Annotated in this window: 21 protein-coding genes; 20 read left to right on the top strand and 1 reads right to left on the bottom strand. The window is 44.8% G+C overall.

Annotation, left to right across the window (positions count from 1 at the left end):
* Window positions 1-4 precede the first annotated feature (4 nt).
* Genes JOD03_RS11020 through rsmI form a run of 3 tightly spaced genes read left to right on the top strand, consistent with a single transcriptional unit; the run spans window position 5 to window position 1,884 of the window.
* Window positions 5-751 (top strand): tRNA1(Val) (adenine(37)-N6)-methyltransferase, encoded by a 747-nt coding sequence (locus tag JOD03_RS11020; protein ID WP_204591090.1) that lies wholly within the window; start codon window positions 5-7, stop codon window positions 749-751.
* Window positions 735-1,025 (top strand): GIY-YIG nuclease family protein, encoded by a 291-nt coding sequence (locus JOD03_RS11015; protein ID WP_204591087.1) that lies wholly within the window; start codon window positions 735-737, stop codon window positions 1,023-1,025. The genes JOD03_RS11020 and JOD03_RS11015 overlap by 17 nt, the downstream gene beginning before the upstream one ends.
* Window positions 997-1,884 carry a 16S rRNA (cytidine(1402)-2'-O)-methyltransferase gene (gene rsmI, locus JOD03_RS11010; RefSeq protein ID WP_204591085.1) on the top strand — a complete coding sequence of 296 codons (888 nt, stop codon included), beginning with the start codon at window positions 997-999 and terminating at the stop codon, window positions 1,882-1,884. Before JOD03_RS11015 ends, rsmI begins: the two co-directional genes overlap by 29 nt.
* Window positions 1,885-1,938: 54 nt before the next feature.
* On the opposite strand, the gene JOD03_RS11005 is transcribed toward rsmI, so the two are convergent.
* Window positions 1,939-2,217 carry an AbrB/MazE/SpoVT family DNA-binding domain-containing protein gene (locus JOD03_RS11005; protein ID WP_204591083.1) on the bottom strand — a complete coding sequence of 93 codons (279 nt, stop codon included), beginning with the start codon at window positions 2,215-2,217 and terminating at the stop codon, window positions 1,939-1,941.
* A gap of 345 nt (window positions 2,218-2,562) precedes the next feature.
* Between JOD03_RS11005 and metG the strand changes: the two genes are divergently transcribed.
* The 17 genes from metG to JOD03_RS10920 all read left to right on the top strand — a co-directional run bounded on the left by metG (window position 2,563) and on the right by JOD03_RS10920 (window position 21,260).
* Window positions 2,563-4,518, top strand: coding sequence for a methionine--tRNA ligase (gene metG / locus JOD03_RS11000; protein ID WP_204591081.1), 1,956 nt, complete (start codon window positions 2,563-2,565; stop codon window positions 4,516-4,518).
* A gap of 66 nt (window positions 4,519-4,584) precedes the next feature.
* Complete coding sequence (locus JOD03_RS10995; protein ID WP_204591079.1) at window positions 4,585-5,352, top strand: TatD family hydrolase; 768 nt, start codon at window positions 4,585-4,587, stop codon at window positions 5,350-5,352.
* A gap of 136 nt (window positions 5,353-5,488) precedes the next feature.
* Window positions 5,489-6,730, top strand: a complete 1,242-nt coding sequence (locus JOD03_RS10990; RefSeq protein ID WP_204591077.1) for a ubiquitin-like domain-containing protein — start codon at window positions 5,489-5,491, stop codon at window positions 6,728-6,730.
* 71 nt (window positions 6,731-6,801) lie between these two features.
* Window positions 6,802-7,359, top strand: a complete 558-nt coding sequence (rnmV, locus tag JOD03_RS10985) for a ribonuclease M5 (RefSeq protein WP_204591075.1) — start codon at window positions 6,802-6,804, stop codon at window positions 7,357-7,359.
* A complete protein-coding gene (rsmA, locus tag JOD03_RS10980; RefSeq protein ID WP_204591073.1) occupies window positions 7,356-8,255 on the top strand; it encodes a 16S rRNA (adenine(1518)-N(6)/adenine(1519)-N(6))-dimethyltransferase RsmA in 900 nt (299 codons plus the stop codon). Before rnmV ends, rsmA begins: the two co-directional genes overlap by 4 nt.
* Window positions 8,256-8,349: 94 nt before the next feature.
* Window positions 8,350-8,613: a biofilm formation stimulator Veg gene (veg, locus tag JOD03_RS10975; RefSeq protein ID WP_204591071.1), complete on the top strand. Its 264-nt coding sequence runs from the start codon at window positions 8,350-8,352 to the stop codon at window positions 8,611-8,613.
* Window positions 8,614-8,739: 126 nt separating this feature from the next.
* Entirely contained in the window at window positions 8,740-9,597 is an 858-nt protein-coding gene (gene ispE, locus JOD03_RS10970; protein ID WP_204591069.1) for a 4-(cytidine 5'-diphospho)-2-C-methyl-D-erythritol kinase, read from the top strand.
* Between the two features lie 63 nt (window positions 9,598-9,660).
* Window positions 9,661-10,494, top strand: coding sequence for a pur operon repressor (gene purR, locus JOD03_RS10965; protein WP_204591066.1), 834 nt, complete (start codon window positions 9,661-9,663; stop codon window positions 10,492-10,494).
* Entirely contained in the window at window positions 10,491-10,868 is a 378-nt protein-coding gene (locus JOD03_RS10960) for a RidA family protein (protein ID WP_204591064.1), read from the top strand. The genes purR and JOD03_RS10960 overlap by 4 nt, the downstream gene beginning before the upstream one ends.
* A 177-nt stretch (window positions 10,869-11,045) precedes the next feature.
* Window positions 11,046-11,351, top strand: coding sequence for a septation regulator SpoVG (gene spoVG / locus JOD03_RS10955; RefSeq protein ID WP_204591127.1), 306 nt, complete (start codon window positions 11,046-11,048; stop codon window positions 11,349-11,351).
* A gap of 476 nt (window positions 11,352-11,827) precedes the next feature.
* Window positions 11,828-13,192: a bifunctional UDP-N-acetylglucosamine diphosphorylase/glucosamine-1-phosphate N-acetyltransferase GlmU gene (gene glmU, locus JOD03_RS10950; RefSeq protein WP_204591062.1), complete on the top strand. Its 1,365-nt coding sequence runs from the start codon at window positions 11,828-11,830 to the stop codon at window positions 13,190-13,192.
* 31 nt (window positions 13,193-13,223) lie between these two features.
* A complete protein-coding gene (locus JOD03_RS10945; protein WP_204591060.1) occupies window positions 13,224-14,183 on the top strand; it encodes a ribose-phosphate diphosphokinase in 960 nt (319 codons plus the stop codon).
* A gap of 64 nt (window positions 14,184-14,247) precedes the next feature.
* Window positions 14,248-14,886 (top strand): 50S ribosomal protein L25/general stress protein Ctc, encoded by a 639-nt coding sequence (locus tag JOD03_RS10940; RefSeq protein WP_239584955.1) that lies wholly within the window; start codon window positions 14,248-14,250, stop codon window positions 14,884-14,886.
* A gap of 96 nt (window positions 14,887-14,982) precedes the next feature.
* Window positions 14,983-15,546 (top strand): aminoacyl-tRNA hydrolase, encoded by a 564-nt coding sequence (gene pth, locus JOD03_RS10935; protein WP_204591055.1) that lies wholly within the window; start codon window positions 14,983-14,985, stop codon window positions 15,544-15,546.
* 47 nt (window positions 15,547-15,593) lie between these two features.
* Window positions 15,594-15,818: an anti-sigma-F factor Fin gene (locus tag JOD03_RS10930; protein ID WP_204591053.1), complete on the top strand. Its 225-nt coding sequence runs from the start codon at window positions 15,594-15,596 to the stop codon at window positions 15,816-15,818.
* A 53-nt stretch (window positions 15,819-15,871) separates the two neighbouring features.
* Window positions 15,872-19,393: a transcription-repair coupling factor gene (gene mfd, locus JOD03_RS10925; protein ID WP_204591051.1), complete on the top strand. Its 3,522-nt coding sequence runs from the start codon at window positions 15,872-15,874 to the stop codon at window positions 19,391-19,393.
* A gap of 256 nt (window positions 19,394-19,649) precedes the next feature.
* A complete protein-coding gene (locus tag JOD03_RS10920; protein ID WP_204591049.1) occupies window positions 19,650-21,260 on the top strand; it encodes a putative polysaccharide biosynthesis protein in 1,611 nt (536 codons plus the stop codon).
* Window positions 21,261-21,264 lie beyond the last annotated feature (4 nt).

The following is a 21,264-nucleotide window of genomic DNA, read 5'->3' as shown; positions in this document are numbered from 1 at the left end:
TCAAATGGAGTACTTACAAGGAGATGAACGATTGGATTATCTGCTTGCAGAGGATTTGCGGATCATACAAAGTCCTTCTGTATTTTCGTTCTCACTTGATGCAGTATTGCTTGCACGTTTTGCGTCCATTCCACTCAAGCGAGGGAAAATTGTAGATTTGTGCACAGGAAATGGAGCGATTCCGTTATTTCTCAGTGCACGAACAAGTGCGCCGATTATTGGTGTAGAACTACAAGAGCGTTTGGTGGATATGGCAACACGTAGCGTCCACTACAACGAACTAGAATCACAAATCACGATTCAGCAAGGAGATGTGCGCGGAATCGCCAAAGTGTTGGGGTCAGAGAAGTATGATATGGTGACGTGCAACCCGCCTTATTTTCCGGTAGAAGCAGCACCGGATAAAAAATTATCGGAGCATCAGGCCATTGCGCGCCATGAAATCCACTTGTCACTTGAAGAAGCCGTTGCCAACGCGAGCAGCCTTCTCAAGCAAGGTGGGAAGGCTGCGTTTGTGCACCGTCCAGGCCGCTTGATTGAGTTGATTGACGCGATGCGGCGCAATCGACTAGAACCGAAACGTATTCAACTGGTCTATCCAAAAGAAGGACGAGAAGCAAATACAGTATTAATAGAAGGAATCAAAGATGGGAAGCCTGATTTAAAGGTGTTGCCTCCTGTAACGGTGTATCAGGAAAATGGGAGCTACACACCTGAAATTGAGGTGATTTTATATGGAAATAAAAAATAGTCATTATTTCTATGTAGTTTGTTGCAAAGATGCGACTTTTTATGCGGGCTATGCAAAGAACGTACTAAGTCGATTGAAGGAACACAATGACGGCAAAGGGGCTAAATATACTCGGCCACGACTCCCAGTAAAATTAGTCCATTTTGAGGAATTTGAAACACGTTCACTTGCGATGAAACAAGAGTATGCATTTAAGCAGTTAACACGAAAACAAAAAGAGCAGTATATAGAAGGGAAGCGAGAGCATGCACATCCAATCCTCCCATCAATTTGAATCGACGAGTTGTCTATACTTAGTGGCAACGCCGATTGGAAATTTAGAAGATATGACCTTCCGGGCGATTCGTATCTTAAAAGAAGTAGACGTGATTGCAGCTGAAGATACAAGAAATACGAAAAAACTTTGTCATTATTATGAGATTGAGACCCCATTAGTGAGCTATCATGCTCATAACGAAGAAGCGGGCGGTGTAAAATTGTTACACATGCTGAAAGAGGGCAAATCTGTAGCCTTAGTAAGTGACGCAGGTATGCCGTGTATTTCTGATCCGGGAGATGATCTTGTTCGCAAAGCCTTAGCTGAAGGGTTCGCAGTTGTACCGGTACCTGGAGCTAACGCAGCACTGACTGCTCTTATTGCTTCTGGAATCAATGCGCAACCTTTCACGTTCTATGGCTTTCTTCCACGCGGGAAAAAAGAGCGCAAAGAGGCGTTAGAGGTGCTGTTGGCCCGAACGGAGACATCCATCTATTATGAAGCACCGCACCGATTAAAAGAAGTTTTGCAGTCCATTCAGGATGTATTAGGTGGTCAACGTAAAATTGTAGTAGCTCGTGAACTGACGAAAAAATTCGAGGAGTTCATTCGAGGGACTGTAGAAGAAGCGATAGAATGGGCGTCGAGCAAAGAGGTGCGCGGGGAGTTTTGCCTTGTCATTGAAGGGACTTCTGAACAAGTAGTAGAGCAAAACAAATCTGCAGAATGGTGGGAAGAGTTAGATGTAAAGCGTCACGTAGAAGCGCTGATGCTTCAACAAGACCTATCCTCAAAGCAGGCAATCAAAGAAGTGGCGGTCGCACGCCAGATGAACAAGCGCGACGTGTATGCGGCGTATCATTTAGAAGAGGAATAAAAAGAGAGCTGCCTTTCCGAGGAAAGGCAGCTTTATATAAAAAGAGGAATACGCTTATTTTGTTAAGCTTGTTTGGATCTCGTTGATTAATTGCTCAGCGCCTTCTGGGCTAAGAATTAATTTTCCGCCAACTAAACGTAAGTTGTCGTCTGACACTTCGCCAGTAACTGCGCATGTCATGTTTGGTAAGTATTTTTTCAAGATGATTTTATCGTCATCCACATAAATTTCAAGAGCGTCTTTTTCTGCAATACCTAGTGTGCGGCGAAGTTCGATTGGAATAACTACGCGTCCTAGTTCATCAACTTTACGTACAATACCTGTAGATTTCATTAGTTGTTTCCCCTCTCGGAATATAATTCGTCATTTTTCGACAAATAGTTTTGGTTATGGATTTTATCATACCAACAACTCCCAAATACGTCAATTCGTTTAACTTCAAAATAATCGACTTAAATGGTAAAAAAATGATAATATTAATAAATGATAATAAAAATATAACGTCAATTTCTTTCGAGTTACCAAAAGTGACGTAAAAAGAGCAAGTTAAGGGAATAAGTGGATTTGTCGAATGATGTTACAAAGTCTTGTCGACAAACACTTTTTCCGGACTAATTGAATCGACACGTCGATTTCGATACAATGAACAATAATGAAACTAAGTGGAGGCGCATTCGCATGACTCAAGAGAAAAAGACATTTTACATTACAACCCCGATCTATTATCCAAGCGGTAAATTCCATATCGGGACAGCTTACACGACCGTGGCTTCCGATGCGATTGCGCGTTATAAGCGTTTGAAAGGCTATGACGTACGTTTCTTGACGGGAATGGATGAGCATGGACAAAAGATCCAAGAAAAAGCGCAAGAAAATAACAAAGAGCCACAAGCTTACGTGGATGAAATTGCAGAAGCAGCAAAAAAAGTATGGGAAATCATGGACATCAGCTATGATGACTTTATTCGTACAACAGAAAAGCGTCACACAGACGCTGTCGAAAAGATCTTCCAACGCTTTTTAGACAATGGCGATATTTACAAAGGCGAGTACGAAGGCAACTATTGTACTCCGTGTGAATCGTTCTTCACTGAAAAGCAATTGGTCAATGGCAATTGTCCGGATTGTGGACGTCCTGTTAAAAAGGTCAAAGAAGAATCGTATTTCTTCAATATGAAAAAGTATGCAGACCGCTTGCTTACCTATTATGAACAAAACCCAGGATTTATCGAACCGGAATCGCGTAAAAATGAGATGATCAATAACTTCATCAAACCAGGTCTAGAAGATCTTTCTGTATCACGCACATCCTTTGACTGGGGAATCAAAGTACCTGGAGACCCGAAACATGTTATCTACGTATGGGTAGATGCATTATCCAACTACATCACATCACTTGGATATGGGTCAGATGACGATTCGAAGTTCAAAAACTACTGGCCAGCGGATGTTCACGTTGTTGGAAAAGACATCGTTCGATTCCACACAATTTACTGGCCGATTTTCTTGATGGCACTTGATCTACCGCTTCCGAAAAAAGTATTTGCGCACGGGTTCATTATGATGAAAGACGGCAAGATGTCGAAATCAAAAGGCAATGTCGTGTATCCAGAAATGCTTGTGGAGCGATACGGCTTAGATGCGACACGTTATTTCTTACTGCGTGAGTTGCCATTTGGTGCGGACGGAGTGTTCTCGCCGGAGTCATTTGTAGAGCGTACAAACTATGACTTAGCAAATGACCTAGGGAACTTGCTGAACCGCACAATTTCGATGATCAACAAGTACTTTGACGGAACGATTCCGGTAGAAGAGGCTGTCGAGACGGAATTCGACAAAACATTGCATGAGCTCTTTGCGGAAACGAAACAAAAAGTAGAAGACAACATGGAGAAGATGCAGTTTAGCATCGTGTTGTCAGATATTTGGACATTTATTTCACGAACGAATAAATACATTGATGAAACACAACCATGGGTTCTTGCAAAAGACGAAGCAGACCGCGGGAAACTTGCGTCTGTTATGGTGCACTTGGCAGAAAGTTTGCGTTTGACGGCTATTTTCATTCAACCATTCTTGACGAAAAACCCAGCGGAGATTATGCGTCAACTGGGGCTTTCTGAGAAGGGATTAGCTTGGGAAGGTTTAGATGCATTCCACGGTATTCCACAAGGAACAAAAGTTGTTGAAAAGGGTGTTCCAATCTTCCCTCGTCTTGATGTAGAGGAAGAAGCAGCGTACATTCGTGAGCAGATGCAAGGTGGCGCGACTCCAGTAGTAGAAGAACCAAAAGAAGAGGCGCCAGAAGTTGAAGAAATTTCGATTGATGACTTTATGAAAGTAGATTTACGCGTAGCAACGGTGACAGCGTGTGAACCCGTGCCGAAAACATCAAAACTCTTGAAACTTCAACTCGATCTTGGCTACGAGCAGCGTCAAGTAATCTCCGGTATTGCAGAGCATTACAAGCCGCAAGACGTCATCGGTAAAAAAGTGATTGTTGTCGCCAACTTGAAGCCGGTCAAATTGCGCGGAGAGTTGTCACAAGGAATGATATTAGCTGGATCGAAAAATGGCTACCTGACACTCGCTGAAGTGGATGACAAGCTTGAAAACGGTGCACAAGTCAAATAAATCAGTGAAGAGCCCGCCAGTATGTGCGGGTTCTTTTTTCTCACAGAACCAAGAAAGGATGAGACGATGCAATTTATAGATACACATGTTCATTTAAACGCAAACCAGTACGACGAAGATCTACAAGAGGTCATCTCACGTGCGCGTGAAAAAGGTGTACAGAAGATGGTCGTCATCGGATTTGATACAAAAACAATCAACCGCGCAATCGCTATCGCAGAAGCTGATCCGGACATTTACGCAGTGGTAGGCTGGCACCCGGTAGATGCAGTCGACTGTACGGAAGAGGACCTAGCATGGATAGAGGAGTTGGCGAGCCATGAGAAGGTTGTAGGAATCGGAGAGACCGGTCTTGATTATTACTGGGACAAATCACCGAAAGATGTGCAACAAGACCTGTTCCGTAAACATATTCGTTTGGCGCAACGCGTACAACTTCCTCTAATCATTCACAATCGTGATGCGACAGGTGATGTACTGCGGATCTTACAAGAAGAAGAGGCTCATCTGACCGGTGGAATTATGCATTGTTTCGGTGGCAGTGTGGAAACAGCGCAAGAAGCCATCCGTATGAACTTTATGATTTCACTCGGTGGGCCTGTGACGTTTAAAAATGCGAAGACACCAAAAGAAGTTGCAAAAGAAATTGACTTAGATCATTTGCTCATTGAAACAGACGCACCTTACCTCGCACCGCACCCATATCGCGGGAAACGGAATGAACCGTCCTATGTACCGCTCGTGGCTGAAGAAATCGCGCGGTTAAAAGAGTTGAGCGTGGAAGAAGTAGCAACGCGCACGACAAAAAATGCAGAGAAATTTTTCGGGATTTGATTAAAAAACGATGAACGCCTCCATACTGAAAACTATACCGGATGACACGAGATCGACATAAAGGTCAGACAATCGAGCTTGACAATTATCTCGACAACTAGATATAATCATCCGAGTGAATAAGGAGGCGTTTTTCGTGTCAAATTTTACCATGAAAAACCTGTTCTCTAACTCATTGAGGAGCAAGGATACGTGGATGACAATCGTCACTCTACTTGTATTTCTTGCAGTCGTATCTTTCGTACTATTCGAAGGAACGAAAAAGACGGTCAGCTTGACTGTCAACGGACAACAACAAGAATTAGCAACTCATGCAGATACAGTAGGCGAACTTCTCGAGGAACAAGAAATCGATGTTGCAGAAGCCGATCATGTATATCCCTCATTGAACACTTCAATTGCTCATGATTTAGCAGTGGAGTGGGAACAGGCACAAACCATTACGATTCGAATTGATGGAAAAACACAAACCATCGATACAACCGCGGATCGCGTATCAGAAATCTTAGCCCAAGCTGGCGTTGAAGTAACCGAGTATGACCAGATTGCACCTGCCGCAGATGCGGAGGTCGGACAACAAAATGAAATTTCGATAGCAAAAGCGTATCAAGTAAAATTGATCGACGGAACTGAAGAAACACTCGTTTGGTCCACTTCGACTACGGTCGCTGACTTTTTAAAACAAAATAGCATTCATTTATCCAAACTCGACCGAGTCAACTTAGAACCAGAAAAGGTGGTGACACCTGATTCTGTAATTGAAATTACTCGTGTAGAAAAAGTCACCGATGTAGTGGAAGAAGACATAGCGTTTAAAACGGAAACTAAAAAAGACGATTCGCTTTTAAAAGGCAAAGAAAAAGTGGTACGTGAAGGGAAACCTGGAGTAGTAGCGCGTACAGTCGAAATCACAAAAGAAAACGGCAAAGTAGTAGAAGAGAAAGTCGTTTCTGAAGAAGTGAAAGAAAAGGCGACGAATGAAGTCGTGCACGTCGGAACAAAAGTGATAGTAGCAGCGGCAACAACTCAAAAAGCTTCTGCACCTGCTTCTCAACCGGTCTCACGGAATGACTCATCTGAACCTGCTGGACGTGAATTCTATGTAACAGCAACAGCCTATACAGCTTCATGCACAGGTTGTTCAGGAATCACCGCAACGGGAATCAATTTAAAAGCCAATCCACACTTGAAAGTCATTGCAGTCGACCCTAACGTCATCCCGCTTGGCTCAAAAGTATGGGTAGAGGGGTATGGCTATGCCATCGCTGGAGATACTGGCGGTGCCATCAAAGGCAACAAAATCGATATTTTTGTTCCAACAAAAGATCAAGCCTACGCATTCGGACGAAAAACTGTTCGTATTAAAATTATTAATTAGTACCGGGATCAGCTCTTCCTTGCGATGACAGGGAGAGCTTTTCTGCGTACAATGGAGGAAGGGGATTCCACATGACATTCAAAGAAGTAATCGTGGTGGAAGGTAAAGACGATACAACAGCCATTCGACGTGCTGTACAAGCCGATACGATTGAAACGAATGGCTCTGCTGTGTCGAAAGAGACCTTACACAAGATTAAACGTGCCCAAGACGTCCGCGGTGTCATTGTCTTTACGGACCCTGACTATCCAGGACGACGCATCCGGGCGATTATTGAAGAGGCCATCCCAGGCGTCAAACATGCATTTTTGCCAAAACACCAAGCGATTGCCAAAAACGGTAGTGGTGTCGGAATCGAGCACGCGACGGATGAAGACATTCGTGCAGCCCTTGAACACGTCTACACCCCTGAGGATCGTCCTGTAGCCACATTTACACAGCGTCAATTGATCGAGGCACGGCTGATTGGCCACCCTGACGCAGCAGCGCGTAGAGAGCGGTTAGGGGAGCACTTGCAAATTGGCTATACAAATGGCAAACAACTATTGAAACGACTAGATATGTTCCGGGTCACCCAGCAGGAGTGGCAACAAGCCCTCGATGCACTGGAACAGGAGGATAAAAAATGAAAGATATCGCAACCCCTGTACGCACGCAGGAAATTTTAAAAAAATACGGGTTTTCATTCAAAAAGAGCCTTGGACAAAACTTTTTGATTGACCCAAATATTTTACGCAACATCGTGTCCCACGCAGGACTGACAAAAGATTCAGCAGCCATTGAAATCGGACCTGGTATCGGAGCACTCACCGAACACCTGGCGCGCGCTGCAGGAAAGGTCGTATCGTTTGAAATCGATCAACGCCTTCTTCCGGTTCTAGAAGATACATTGTCCCCATATGATAATGTACAGATCATTCATAGCGACATCTTAGAAGCGGACACAGACTCCGTGTTCGAACGAGAGCTTGCGAGCTATGAAGATGTGATGGTCGTTGCAAACTTGCCATATTACGTGACGACACCTATTCTTTTGAAGCTGCTTCATGATCGTTTGCCAATCCGTGGAATGGTCGTGATGATGCAAAAAGAAGTAGCAGACCGTATTACTGCAAAACCAGGGACGAAAGAGTATGGCTCGTTGTCGATTGCTATCCAGTACTATATGGATGCAGAGGTCGCAATGACGGTGCCGAAGACTGTTTTCATGCCGCCGCCGAATGTTGACTCTGCTGTCATCAAATTAACGCGTCGCACAGAACCTGTAGTAATCGTAAAAGACGAAGATTTCTTGTTCCTCGTTAGCCGCGGATCGTTTGTTCAACGACGTAAAACCATTTTGAACAACCTCCAGACGTCTCTTCCTGAAGGGAAAGCACATAAAGAGGAAATCCTGAAAGCACTGCAAGATACTGGTATTGAACCGTCTCGACGCGGAGAAACCCTATCCATACAAGAGTTTGGAGCATTAGCAGATGCTTTATACGACACTTTTTACCCAATGTGGCGTTCTGAAAATAAATAATCGTTGACAGTGCTTGTGTATCCTTGTTAAAATATTAAATTTTGACATTTTCATGACATCGTGTTACACTAAATATCAGTGAGGTGTATGCAGAATGCCAAAGACATTAGCGGATATTAAAAAGTCGTTAGATTGCCACCTAGGCAAACGTTTGCAGTTACGCGCCAATGGTGGTCGCAAGAAAACAGTAGAACGTGCAGGAATTTTGCGCGAAACGTACCACGCTGTATTTGTAATAGATTTAGATCAAGAAGAGAACGCTTTTGAACGTGTATCGTATAGTTATGCGGACGTTTTGACTGAAGCAGTTGAAATCTCGATTTACGATGATGCCAACAACTTAGTCTCCGTCAAATAGGCTTTTATTCTTTTAGCACTTATACATAAGAGTACCTCTTTCCATAAGGAGAGAGGTGCTTTTTTGTGTTACACTGAGAACACAGAATTTAGCAAACACGCTTTGCATCGAAAGGATTAGACCGGTATGTATTTTGTAAAAGCACCTGCCAAAATTAACTTAACACTAGATACTTTGTATAAACGTAACGATGGTTACCATGAAGTCGAGATGATCATGACGACTGTGGACCTTGCAGACCGCATTGGATTGGATGCACGGGAAGATGGCGTCATTGAAATCGTCTCTGTCGACCGCTTCATTCCGAATGACGCGAAGAACCTGGCTTATCAGGCTGCAGACCTTCTTAAAAAGAAATATAACGTCACGAAAGGCGTTTCCATCACAATTGAAAAAACGATTCCAGTTGCAGCGGGTCTTGCTGGAGGTAGTTCTGATGCAGCTGCGACACTTCGTGGTCTGAATCATGTATGGGAACTTGGCTTGTCACTTGATGAATTGGCAGAGCTTGGTGCCCAGATCGGTTCGGACGTTCCATTTTGTGTATACGGAGGAACGGCGCTGGCGACAGGACGTGGGGAGAAGATTAAACATCTTCCTGCACCACCTGCATGTTGGGTCATTCTCGCCAAACCTGTCATTGGAGTGTCTACCGCAGAAATCTATGGGCAATTGAACTTAGAGACTGCTTTTCACCCGGATACACAGGCGATGATTCGCGCTATTGAAGAGAAAGACTTCCAAGCCATGGTCGATGGCCTAGGCAATACGCTTGAAGACGTAACGTTACATCTTTATCCAGAAGTGAAAGAGTTAAGAGAGCAGATGAAGCGCTTCGGTGCAGAAGGCGTTTTGATGTCCGGAAGCGGCCCCACCGTGTTTGGAATCGTTCAGCAAGAGTCTCGTGCTCAACGCGTCGTCAATGCATTACGTGGATTCTGTGATGAAGTCTATTGCGTACGAATGCTAGGAGACCGGGAGTAGTTGCCTAAAGGCGTATAATTGTGGTACGTTTACTGTAAAATATTCGGAATTGGAGGAAATCACGTGAAGTGGAAACGTAGTGAACGGCTGGTCGATATGACACAGCACTTGCTGGAACATCCCCACCGTCTTATTCCCTTAACGTATTTCGCATCTCTTTATGATTCTGCCAAGTCTTCTATCAGTGAAGATTTAACGATTGTCAGTGAAACGTTAGAGGCACGAGGCAAAGGGCATCTGTTAACCGTACCAGGCGCAGCAGGCGGTGTGAAATACATTCCTAAGTTAGATGAAACGGAAATTCGTGCGATTACAGACGAATTGAAAACAAGAATGTCACAGTCTGATCGACTGTTGCCAGGTGGATATTTATATATGACGGACCTTTTAGGCGATCCAGAGTTGATGAATCGCATTGGAAAAGTCTTTGCATCGGTGTATGCCAAGCAAAAAATTGATGCTATCATGACGGTTGCAACGAAAGGAATCCCGATCGCTCATGCTATCGCACGCCATCTAAATGTGCCTGTTATCGTTGTGCGCCGAGACAGCAAAGTAACCGAAGGACCAACAGTGAGTATCAACTATGTCTCAGGTTCAGCGCGTCGCATTCAAACAATGGTGTTATCGAAACGCAGTATGGAAAAAGGCAAACGTGTCCTTCTCACCGATGACTTTATGAAAGTGGGCGGAACGATGAATGGCATGAAGAGCTTACTTGCTGAATTTGATGGCGAACTTGCAGGGGTCGCGGTACTGATTGAAGCTGAACATACAGCGGAAGTACTTGTACAAGATTACGTCTCTTTATTAAAATTAAAGCAAGTCGATGAGCGAAACGGCTCCATCGTACTTGAAGAAGGCAACTATTTTCAGAAGGGTGGACAACACGAATGAAAACAGTCTCTACAACAAAAGCACCAGCAGCCATCGGTCCCTACGTACAAGGGATGGTCGTAAACGGTATGTTTTATAGTTCGGGTCAAATTCCATTGACAGCGGACGGCGAGCTTGTCGACGGTTCCATCGTCGAACAGACAGCACAAGTGTTTAAAAACTTAGAAGCGGTTCTCGAAGAAGCCGGATCATCTCTTCAACACGTTGTGAAGACAATGGTGTTTTTGAAAGATATGAACGACTTCGTAGAATTTAATGAAGCGTACGAAAAGCATTTTGGTGGTCATAAGCCAGCACGCTCTGCTGTTGAAGTTGCGCGTCTACCCAAAGATGTGAAAGTTGAAATTGAAGTCATTGCAGTAGTGGCTGAGTAATTAAATGATCCGTTTGTCTCTTAGGAGGCAAGCGGATTTTTTACGTTCTTCCTCGAATTCTTAAATTTATTAGACTATTTGAAATTTTTTTAATAAACTAGAAGGAATTGTTACACTTTTATAGAAATTTTATAAGAGCAGGACAAGTACATCTTAGAATGAGGAGTGGTGACAACCGTGGAAGTAACGGATGTTCGGTTACGAAAAGTAGAGACAGAGGGCAGAATGAGAGCGATTGCGTCGATTACGTTAGACCATGAATTCGTCGTTCATGATTTACGTGTAATTGATGGCAATGGCGGATTATTTGTTGCGATGCCAAGCAAGCGCACACCAGACGGCGAGTTTCGGGATATTGCGCACCCAATCAATGCCACAACACGTACGAAGGTGCAAGATGCTGTTCTTGCCGCGTACCATCAATCAGATACACAGCCACAGGACGAAACTGCGCCAATGGCAGCCGAGCAAAGCTATTCTTAATAGCTTTGTTTTTTTCTGTTTAGATGTGGAGCCGACTGTTCAGAAATTGTGCGAGATGACAGCGTGGACCGTGAAGCGCTCTTTGCTTCATGGGCCGCGATGGCTTCTTGCGGGATTTCTAGGAGGCGCAACTCGATTTCATTCGAAGTCGCAACTCCTTTCAGCCTTTGCGGGTGCGGCTGATTCCGTCACTTTAGTGCACTACTACGCTAATTATGACGTTAACGGCTTCCATTCAGACATTAACTCACTCCATTCTTACGTTAGCGGTCGCCATTCCGACAATGCCCATATTATGGAAATCAATCCGCAAGCCCACCCCCAATTTCCCAAGATCTTTCTAGCAAGGGCTTGAGTGACAAAAATCGAAACGTATAAACATAATGTTTTCTCGCAATTTTGTCAATAGAGAAATTGTTGAAAAATGCAATTTTATCGGCTATAGTCAAAAGAGGAAATGACATGGAGGATGACCAATGACAAACTTATTTGCAGTCGTTTTAGCGGCTGGTAAAGGCACACGAATGAAATCATCTTTATATAAAGTTCTTCACCCAGTCTGTGGCAAACCAATGGTCGACCACGTTGTCGGCAACATGGAGAAGCTTGGCGCTTCTGAAATCGTGTCAGTTGTCGGCCACGGAGCTGAAATGGTGAAAGAGACGCTTGGCGACCGTTCGACATACGTCGTGCAAGAAGAGCAACTTGGCACAGCGCACGCGGTGCAACAAGCAGAGCAAGTGTTAGATGGACGTGAAGGCACAACAATCGTCATCTGTGGCGATACACCGCTAATCACTCCGGAAACGATTCAACAGTTGATGGAGACGCACAAAGAAGCGGGAGCAAAAGCCACTATTCTAACAGCTATTGTGGAAGACCCAACTGGTTACGGCCGTATCTTGCGCGGACAAGATGACCTAGTAACAGGCATCGTAGAGCAAAAAGATGCTACACCAGATCAACAAAAAGTGCAGGAAATTAACTCGGGCACGTACTGTTTTGACAATCAAGCACTGTTTGAAGCGCTAAAAAAAGTGGATAACAACAATTCACAAGGCGAATATTACTTAACAGACGTAATCAGCATCTTGAAAGAACAAGGTGAAGCAATCGCTGCGTTCGCAGCTGCTGATGCAGAGGAACTTTTAGGAGTCAATGACCGTGTGGCACTTTCTCAAGCAGAGAGCTACATGCGCAATCGCTTAGCCCTTCACCATATGCGTGAAGGTGTGACGATTATCGATCCAGCATCTACTTACATTGGTGCAGACGTCGTTATCGGTTCAGACACTGTTCTTCTTCCGGGCACAATGTTAGAAGGCAACACAGTCATCGGAGAAAAGAGCACGATTGGTCCGAATACGCACTTGAAAAATGCGCATATTGGCAACGAGACGACAGTTCATTCGTCTGTTGTGATGGACAGCAAAATTGCAGACCACGTGGCAGTTGGTCCATTCGCGCACATTCGTCCAGGTTCTGATCTTGGCGATCACGTGAAAATCGGGAATTTCGTGGAAGTGAAAAAGTCGACGATTCAAGAAGGTTCCAAACTTTCTCACCTTACGTACATGGGTGATGCGGAAATCGGAAAGAACGTGAACATCGGCTGTGGTACGATTTCAGTGAACTATGATGGAAAAAATAAATTTACAACAACAATCGAGGACAATGCCTTTATCGGCTGTAACTCGAATCTTGTCGCACCTGTCACAGTCGGAAAAGGCGCTTATGTCGCAGCTGGAACAACCGTGACGAAAAATGTAACAGAAGATTCACTAGCCATTGGACGCGTAAAGCAGGAAAATAAAGAAGGTTACGCTAAACGTATTAAGTAAACCCAATCTACCCAAACCCAGGAGGATTATCATGCCCTATCAATACGCAGGTTCAAAGTTAAAGATTTTCACACTAAATTCGAATCCGGAACTCGCTGAAAGCATTGCGAAAGAAGTTGGAGTTCCCCTTGGAAAATTAACGGTTACACGCTTCAGTGATGGAGAAGTGCAAATCAATATTGAAGAGAGTATTCGCGGTAGTGACGTGTTCGTTATTCAATCTACGTCATCTCCAGTGAATGAAAACTTAATGGAACTGCTTATTATGTTAGATGCATTAAAACGTGCTTCTGCGCGTACAATCAACGTAGTAATTCCGTATTATGGCTATGCACGTCAAGACCGCAAAGCGCGTTCACGTGAGCCGATTACAGCGAAACTCGTTGCAAACCTTTTAACATCTGCTGGCGCAACGCGTGCAATCACTTTAGATTTACACGCACCACAGATTCAAGGTTTCTTCGATATTCCAATCGACCACTTAGTGGCAGTGCCATTGTTATCGGATTACTTCCTTGAGAAAAACTTTGATCCTTCTGAAATCGTTATTGTTTCACCAGACCATGGTGGCGTAACGCGTGCTCGTAAAATGGCAGACCGCTTAAAAGCAACGATTGCTATTATCGATAAACGTCGTCCACGTCCAAATGTGGCAGAAGTTATGAATATCGTAGGGAATGTAGAAGGGAAAACAGCTATTTTAATCGATGATATTATCGACACAGCTGGAACAATTTCTATTGCAGCGTCTGCATTAAAAGAAAATGGCGCAAAAGAAATTTATGCTTGTTGTTCACACCCAGTGCTTTCTGGGCCAGCAATGGAGCGTATTGAAAACTCAGTCATCAAGGAATTAGTCGTTACAGATTCCATTAAGTTAGATGACTCACAAAAATCGTCAAAAATCGTGGAACTATCTATTGCCAAGCTTCTTGCAGATGCAATCGTACGTGTCTATGAAGAGAAGTCTGTCAGCACTTTATTTGATTGATAGGTTTAGTTCCTGAAGTCACGGGGTAAACATTTAACTAGTATAACTAGGAGAGTGAATGACTATGACAAAGGTAACAACTCAGAAACGCGAGTCAAAGAAAGAAAATACATCACTACGTGCAAAGGGCTTTGTACCGGCCGTAGTCTATGGATATAAAACTGAAAGTACAGCGATTGCTGTAGAAGAAATCGAGCTAATCAAAACGTTACGTGAAGTTGGACGTAACGGAGTTATGAAGCTAGACGTTGATGGGAAATCCGTCAATGCCGTATTAACGGATTATCAACAAGATCCAATCAAAGGGCATCTTGTACACGCTGATTTCTTGGCAATTAACATGTCTGAAGAGCTTGAAGTATCGGTAAATGTAACACCTGTAGGCGACGCTGCTGGCGTAAACGAAGGTGGTTCATTGACGCAAGCTAACTACCAAGTAACAGTTCGTGTAAAACCATCGGATATTCCAGGCCACATTGAAGTGGACGTAAGTGAACTGGCGATCGGCGATACTCTAACACTTGGTGAAGTACGCGACAAAATCGATTTTGAAGTACTTGAAGAAGATGATTATGCATTATTCTCAGTAGCAGCACCGCGCTCTGACGATGAGTTAGAAGAGCTTGATTCTACTGACGAAGAAACAGATGCTACTGATGTAGAAGCTACGGAAGAAGCACCTGAAGAAGAAAAAGCTGAATAAGAGTAATGAAAAGAGGAATTGTCAGGAATGGCAGTTCCTCTTCTTTTCTAGTACACTTAAGAGCAGTACGCATTTTAGAACAAGAGGTATTGATAAATGAAAATGATCATAGGCCTAGGGAATCCAGGGAAAAAATATGAAAAGACACGCCACAATATTGGTTTTCTGGTGATTGACGAGTTGGCGAAACAGTATGGTGTGGAACTCAATCAAACGAAATTCCATGCTTTGTACGCGATTGCCCATACCCCAAAAGGGAAAGTGTTGCTCGTTAAACCCTATACGTATATGAATTTATCAGGGGAAGCGGTTGCTCCTTTGATGAAATACTTTGATATTCCAGTGGACGATATCGTTGTGATTTACGATGACTTGGATCTCGGGACTGGAAAGCTTCGTTTGCGTCAGCGAGGAAGTGCTGGAGGACACAACGGGATCAAGTCGTTAATTCAGCACCTGGGAACGCAAAACTTCAACCGAATCCGGATTGGTATCAGTCGTCCGCCAGCTGGGATGAAGGTTGCAGATTACGTGCTTGCGAATTTCCGGGAGGAAGAGCAGCCGGACATGGCACGTGCAATCGATAACAGTGCTGAGGCATGTAAAACTTGGATGGACAAACCGTTTTTAGAAGTAATGAACGACTATAACGGTGCATAAATCGAACCGAAACTGGATACACTGTCTATAAAAGGCGGTGTGTGCGCATGATACGAAGCCGATGTAAATATTGCCGACAAGAGACGAGTGCGATTCCTTACGAGTCGTTCACCGAAATTGTGGAACGCGTATCAACAAAAGAAGTGCAGTGGCACCCGCTCATGACCGAAGAAAGACCTGGTCGGTGGTTCGTAGATCGCGTTTGTTTGGACTGCCGAGATGCGATGGAGCGCAATCCACTGTACTTTTCACTAAACAAATGGATACAGTAACTGCTTTGGGATCAGCTCCAAAGCCTTTTTCTGTTTTCACTGGAGGATTTGCTATGCACGCATTACTACAGCTACTGCAAGAAGAGAAAAAAGTGCGAGACTGGATCGACACTTTGCAAAAAGGGACCGACCATCAATTGATCACCGGACTCACCGGCAGCGCTCGAACACTTCTTGGAAAACAAATTTATGATGAAACCAATCAGTCGGTGTTGATTGTGACACCGAACCTTTTGCATGCCCAAAAAGTGAAAGACGACTATGCCCGCATCATGGGCGAAGACAATGTCTTTTTGTACCCGGCAGATGAGTTAATCGCTGCCGATATGGCGATTGCGAGTCCTGAACTTCGGGCAGAGCGCATTGAAACACTAGATTATATGGCGACCGATCGTAAAGGAATCTTCATTGTGCCTGTGGCAGCTTTCCGCAAAAAACTTACCCCGGTATCGGAATGGGCACAACTCACGCTAACACTACGAGAAGGTGAAGACATCGAGCCGGAAACGCTCCTTCACACGCTTGTAGACCTTGGCTATACTAGGCAAGGCATGGTGTCTGCACCTGGAGAGTTTGCCACGCGCGGGGGGATCGTTGATATTTATCCACTGCAATCGGAACACCCTGTGCGCATCGAACTATTTGATACGGAGATTGATTCCCTTCGCCAGTTTTCAGCAGATGATCAGCGGTCAATGGGACGCTTAACAGAAATTCGCATCTTGCCTGCAACGGATTATTTGTGGTCGACTGAAAAGCGCCTATTACTGAAAGAGCGCCTTGAAGTGGCGCTAGGTGAATCTTTAAAGAAAGTGAAAAACCCGCAAACACAACAACAGTTCATGGACACGATTTCTCGTGACATCGGATTATTGAAAGATGGACTCGTTCCGGACGGGGTCGCGAAGTATTTACCACTTTTAGATGGCTACACGTCAGATTTACTAGATTACGTAAGTCCAAACACTCTGGTAATCTTTGATGAGCTCGGACGCATTCAAGAGACAGCAGAGACGTTAGAGCGGGAAGAGATGGACTGGTTCATGTCGCTATTAGAAGAAGGGTTGATCGTCCATAAAGCGAAACCAGCTTCTTCTTTGAAAGCCATCATGCAAGGCATGCAGCAAAAGCAGATCTATTATTCGCTGTTTGCGCGTACATTTGGCGGCATTCCTGTCAAATCGACACTCAGCTTTTCGTGTAAACCGATGCAAGAATTCCATGGCCAGATGCACTTACTCGCTGGAGAAATGGAGCGCTGGAAACAAGGAAACTTCCGGGTTGTGATTCTAGCAGAAGGAAACGAGCGTCTGAAAAAAATTCAAGAGGTATTTGAAGACTATGACATGTCTTCAAAGATTCTGCACCCAGAGGCTGTCATCACGGAACCTGGTGTGTATTTGCTAGATGGGGATCTCAATACAGGTTTTGAGTTGCCCTTGCAGCGCCTGACAGTCATTACAGATGCCGAACTTTTTAAAGCGCGTCCTAAAAAACGTGCGAACCGCCAAAAACTCTCAAACGCCGAGCGGATCAAGAGTTATTCGGATATCAAACCGGGCGATTGGATCGTGCATATTCATCACGGGATTGGGAAGTATATCGGAATCGAAACGCTCGAGATGAACGGTATTCACAAAGATTATTTGCACATTCGCTATAAAGGCGATGATAAGTTATTTGTGCCGGTCGATCAGATTGACTTGATTCAAAAATATGTCGGTTCTGGTGAAAAAGAGCCGAAAGTGCACAAACTAGGTGGAGCGGACTGGAAGAAGACAAAAACGAAGGTCTCCAAAGCAGTAGAAGATATTGCAGACGAGTTAATCAAGCTTTATGCCAAGCGCGAAGCCGAAGTTGGTCATGCATATGAAGTGGATGGCGATCTACAACAAGCATTTGAAGCAGCCTTCCCGTACGAAGAAACAGAGGACCAACTGCGCACAATTGAAGAAATCAAGCGCGATATGGAAAAAGCACGCCCGATGGACCGACTCGTGTGTGGAGATGTTGGCTATGGGAAAACAGAAGTTGCGATTCGTGCTGCGTTTAAAGCAGTAATGGACGGTAAGCAAGTCGCGTTCTTGTGTCCGACGACGATACTCGCGCAACAACATTTTGATACATTGGTGGAAAGATTCCAAGATTTCCCGATTGAAGTCGGCTTATTGAGCCGTTTCCGCACAAAGAAACAACAAGGGGAAACGACGAGCGGCTTGAAAAAAGGATTGGTCGATGTGGTCGTCGGAACGCACCGCGTACTGTCAAAAGACGTGGAGTTCCATGATCTAGGCCTTCTTATTGTGGATGAAGAGCAGCGTTTTGGCGTGAAACACAAAGAGAAAATCAAACAGTTGAAGACATCCGTAGACGTCATCACACTTACAGCGACGCCAATTCCGCGTACGCTTCATATGTCGATGATTGGAGTGCGCGACTTGTCGGTAATCGAGACGCCGCCGAAAAACCGTTTCCCGATTCAGACATATGTAGTTGAATACAATGGGGCTCTAGTACGTGAAGCCATTGAGCGAGAAATGGTGCGTGGTGGGCAGGTGTTCTTCCTCTACAACCGTGTGGAAGATATCACGCGTAAGGTCGAAGAAATCCAGAGCCTCGTTCCATCTGCTCGAGTCGCCTATGCGCACGGTCAGATGACAGAGACAGAGCTCGAGTCGATTCTTATCAGTTTCTTACAAGGGGAATATGACGTACTTGTCACGACAACGATTATCGAGACGGGTATTGATATTCCGAACGTTAATACGTTATTTGTGCACGATGCGGACCGCATGGGTCTTTCTCAACTCTATCAATTGCGTGGACGCGTGGGTCGTTCCAACCGAGTGGCGTACGCTTACTTCATGCATCAGCGTGATAAAGTGCTGACAGATGTCGCAGAAAAACGTCTACAAGCCATCAAAGAGTTCACAGAGCTTGGGTCTGGGTTTAAGATTGCAATGCGTGACTTGTCGATTCGCGGTGCCGGAAATCTTTTAGGCTCTCAGCAACATGGATTTATCGATTCTGTCGGATATGATCTTTATACACAGCTTCTTGAAGCAGCTGTTGAGCGGAAACGTACGGGGAAAGAACAAGAAGAAGTGGTGGAGATTGAAATCTCCGTTCCATTTGATGCTTATCTTCCGGATACGTACATTGCAGACGGTTATCAAAAGATTCAAATGTACAAGCGCATCAAGGCATTTGATAAAGAAGAAGAGTACCATGATATTTACGACGAGCTGCAAGACCGATTTGGCGATGTACCGCTTGAAGCCGAGAACTTGTTGCGGATTGCCCGTATGAAAGTGTGGGGCCGTCAAAGTGGCGTGGAGAGCATCAAAGAGCAAGGTGGCAAGTTGGTCGTGCGCTTTACTGAAACGACGTCTCAACAGTTTGATGCTGCGATCTTCTATGAGAAATCGATGACGTATGGGAAACAAGTCAATTTTGGTGTTGATCAAGGACAATTCTTGATTAAAATCGATTTAAAAGGCGGAAAACACCATCCGTTTGATGTTCTAGAAAAAATGATGGAAGTATCCCCGCAAGCAATTCGACAAACTTCTTAATGTATACATGCATACTTTTTGCCACTTTTCACCATACTACACAAGAAAGAGTAGGAAGGGTGGCAAGGTATGAAAGCAACTGGAATACGAACTTGGTACGTTCGCTACAGAGTATGCAGAGGCATTATACGAAACGCTCGAGACAGCTGCTAGTTTTTTAGCCAAACAAATGAATGGGTGATCCTGAGACCGTGCCTCTTGAGGTGCGGTTTTTTGGTATACTACGGAAAGAGAAACGAAGTAAGCAGGTGTACCTATGTCAACACAGTGGAAAATGTCCAGTTATATGAAAGGTGCAGCCATGCTCACCATTTCTGCGCTAATCATCAAAATTCTGAGCGCTCTTTACCGTGTCCCGTTCCAAAACATGGTCGGGGACGAAGGCTTTTACATCTATCAACAAATCTATCCGTTCATCGGTATGATTACGACCTGGACGTCTGTCGGGTTTGCTGTCGCGCTTGCCAAACTGATGTCTGATCAGATGGCAAAAGGTGACATGGAAGGCGTTCAAAAAATTAAACAAGTTGGCTTTACATATATCAGCATCCTCTCCATCCTGTTTTTCATCGCCTTTTTACTTGGAGCGGACGCACTTGCTGAGGCGATGGGAGATGCCAAACTTGCACCTCTTCTACAGATTGGTGCAGTCGTCCTGTTGGCAATGCCGTTTTTAGCCGTTCTGAAAAGTATTTACCAAACAACGGAACGACTCACGCCACTCGCTTTTGCCCAAGTGATTGAGCAAGCTGTCCGAGTGGGCTTCATTCTCGTCGGCGCCTATCTCGTGTTAAACTGGACCAATGATCTTTATGCAACAGGAGCCGTCGCTCTTTTAGGAGCAAGTATAGGAGAAGCAGCGGGCATCCTTCTTCTTGGCTGGTGGCTGACGAAAAAAGACCGTGCCATCCTCCGGAAGACGAGCTCATCCTTGTCCACTAAAACGATTTTACGAGACCTCACATGGATCAGTGTCAGCGCAAGTATTAGTAGCCTGTTCTTCCTGATGATGCAACTCGTCGATTCCATGACGGTCGTCAATGGTCTGACAGCGGCGGGAGTGGACTTGCAGCAAGCCAAAGAAACAAAAGGAATCTATGACCGTGTCCAACCGCTCATTCAAATGGGAATTGTTGTGACAACGTCACTTGCCTTCGCTTTGGTTCCGCTCATTGCAAGTCGCTCAAAACAACAAGATGGACGAGGCGCGATGCCATTCATTCAATTGTCGTATCGCGTCGCACTTGTCTTTGGGAGTGCAGCAGCTGCAGGATTGATTGCCACGATGCCTTATGTGAACGAAACGTTATTCCAGACACGCGACTTATCTGTCGTGCTTATGGTTGGAAGTGGCCAAGTCCTCTGGTTATCGTTGATTCTTCTATTTATGGCTATCCTGCAAGGCGTGGGCCGGATTTGGCGTCCGACACTTTGGCTTGTGATTGGCCTGATTGTGAAAGCAATTAGCAATGTCTGGCTGATTGACAGTTATGGAATTCTCGGAGCAGCAATCGCAGGAAACTTAGCGATGGTTGTAGCGCTTGCGGGAATTGTTTACGAAGTAAAGCGTCAGTGGAAGGAGCGACTTGCCGGGGCGGCTTTCTATGCAGGACTTGCACTTGCAGTAGGTGCAATGAGTGTAAGTGTGGTCAGCATCGAAGTAGTGCTCGACGCCTTTCTCTTAGATTTTTTATCAAGTCGCCTACAGTCTCTCATGATTACAGCGTTTAGCGTTCCAGTTGGAGTAGTCATGTTTTTGATATTGATCATGAAGCGCCAACTGTTGCGACCGAAAGAATGGTACCTCCTTCCGTTTGGGAAGCGCTTAGCAGGCGTTCAACTGCTTCTGAACCGAAAGAAAGGATGACACA

This window comes from Chryseomicrobium aureum (assembly GCF_016909155.1).
In the GTDB taxonomy this organism is placed as follows: Bacteria; Bacillota; Bacilli; order Bacillales_A; family Planococcaceae; genus Chryseomicrobium; species Chryseomicrobium aureum.
Note: the sequence above shows the minus strand (reverse complement) of the source record. Positions and strands in the feature narration are given on the sequence as shown.

Bases quoted from the DNA above. Each gene is read 5' to 3' on its own strand.
- JOD03_RS11020 (WP_204591090.1), top strand. From the start codon at position 5: ATGGAGTACTTACAAGGAGATGAACGATTGGATTATCTGCTTGCAGAG.
- JOD03_RS11015 (WP_204591087.1), top strand. From the start codon at position 735: ATGGAAATAAAAAATAGTCATTATTTCTATGTAGTTTGTTGCAAAGAT.
- rsmI (WP_204591085.1), top strand. From the start codon at position 997: ATGCACATCCAATCCTCCCATCAATTTGAATCGACGAGTTGTCTATAC.
- JOD03_RS11005 (WP_204591083.1), bottom strand. From the start codon at position 2,217: ATGAAATCTACAGGTATTGTACGTAAAGTTGATGAACTAGGACGCGTA.
- metG (WP_204591081.1), top strand. From the start codon at position 2,563: ATGACTCAAGAGAAAAAGACATTTTACATTACAACCCCGATCTATTAT.
- JOD03_RS10995 (WP_204591079.1), top strand. From the start codon at position 4,585: ATGCAATTTATAGATACACATGTTCATTTAAACGCAAACCAGTACGAC.
- rnmV (WP_204591075.1), top strand. From the start codon at position 6,802: ATGACATTCAAAGAAGTAATCGTGGTGGAAGGTAAAGACGATACAACA.
- rsmA (WP_204591073.1), top strand. From the start codon at position 7,356: ATGAAAGATATCGCAACCCCTGTACGCACGCAGGAAATTTTAAAAAAA.
- veg (WP_204591071.1), top strand. From the start codon at position 8,350: ATGCCAAAGACATTAGCGGATATTAAAAAGTCGTTAGATTGCCACCTA.
- ispE (WP_204591069.1), top strand. From the start codon at position 8,740: ATGTATTTTGTAAAAGCACCTGCCAAAATTAACTTAACACTAGATACT.
- JOD03_RS10960 (WP_204591064.1), top strand. From the start codon at position 10,491: ATGAAAACAGTCTCTACAACAAAAGCACCAGCAGCCATCGGTCCCTAC.
- glmU (WP_204591062.1), top strand. From the start codon at position 11,828: ATGACAAACTTATTTGCAGTCGTTTTAGCGGCTGGTAAAGGCACACGA.
- JOD03_RS10945 (WP_204591060.1), top strand. From the start codon at position 13,224: ATGCCCTATCAATACGCAGGTTCAAAGTTAAAGATTTTCACACTAAAT.
- JOD03_RS10940 (WP_239584955.1), top strand. From the start codon at position 14,248: ATGACAAAGGTAACAACTCAGAAACGCGAGTCAAAGAAAGAAAATACA.
- pth (WP_204591055.1), top strand. From the start codon at position 14,983: ATGAAAATGATCATAGGCCTAGGGAATCCAGGGAAAAAATATGAAAAG.
- JOD03_RS10930 (WP_204591053.1), top strand. From the start codon at position 15,594: ATGATACGAAGCCGATGTAAATATTGCCGACAAGAGACGAGTGCGATT.
- mfd (WP_204591051.1), top strand. From the start codon at position 15,872: ATGCACGCATTACTACAGCTACTGCAAGAAGAGAAAAAAGTGCGAGAC.
- JOD03_RS10920 (WP_204591049.1), top strand. From the start codon at position 19,650: ATGTCAACACAGTGGAAAATGTCCAGTTATATGAAAGGTGCAGCCATG.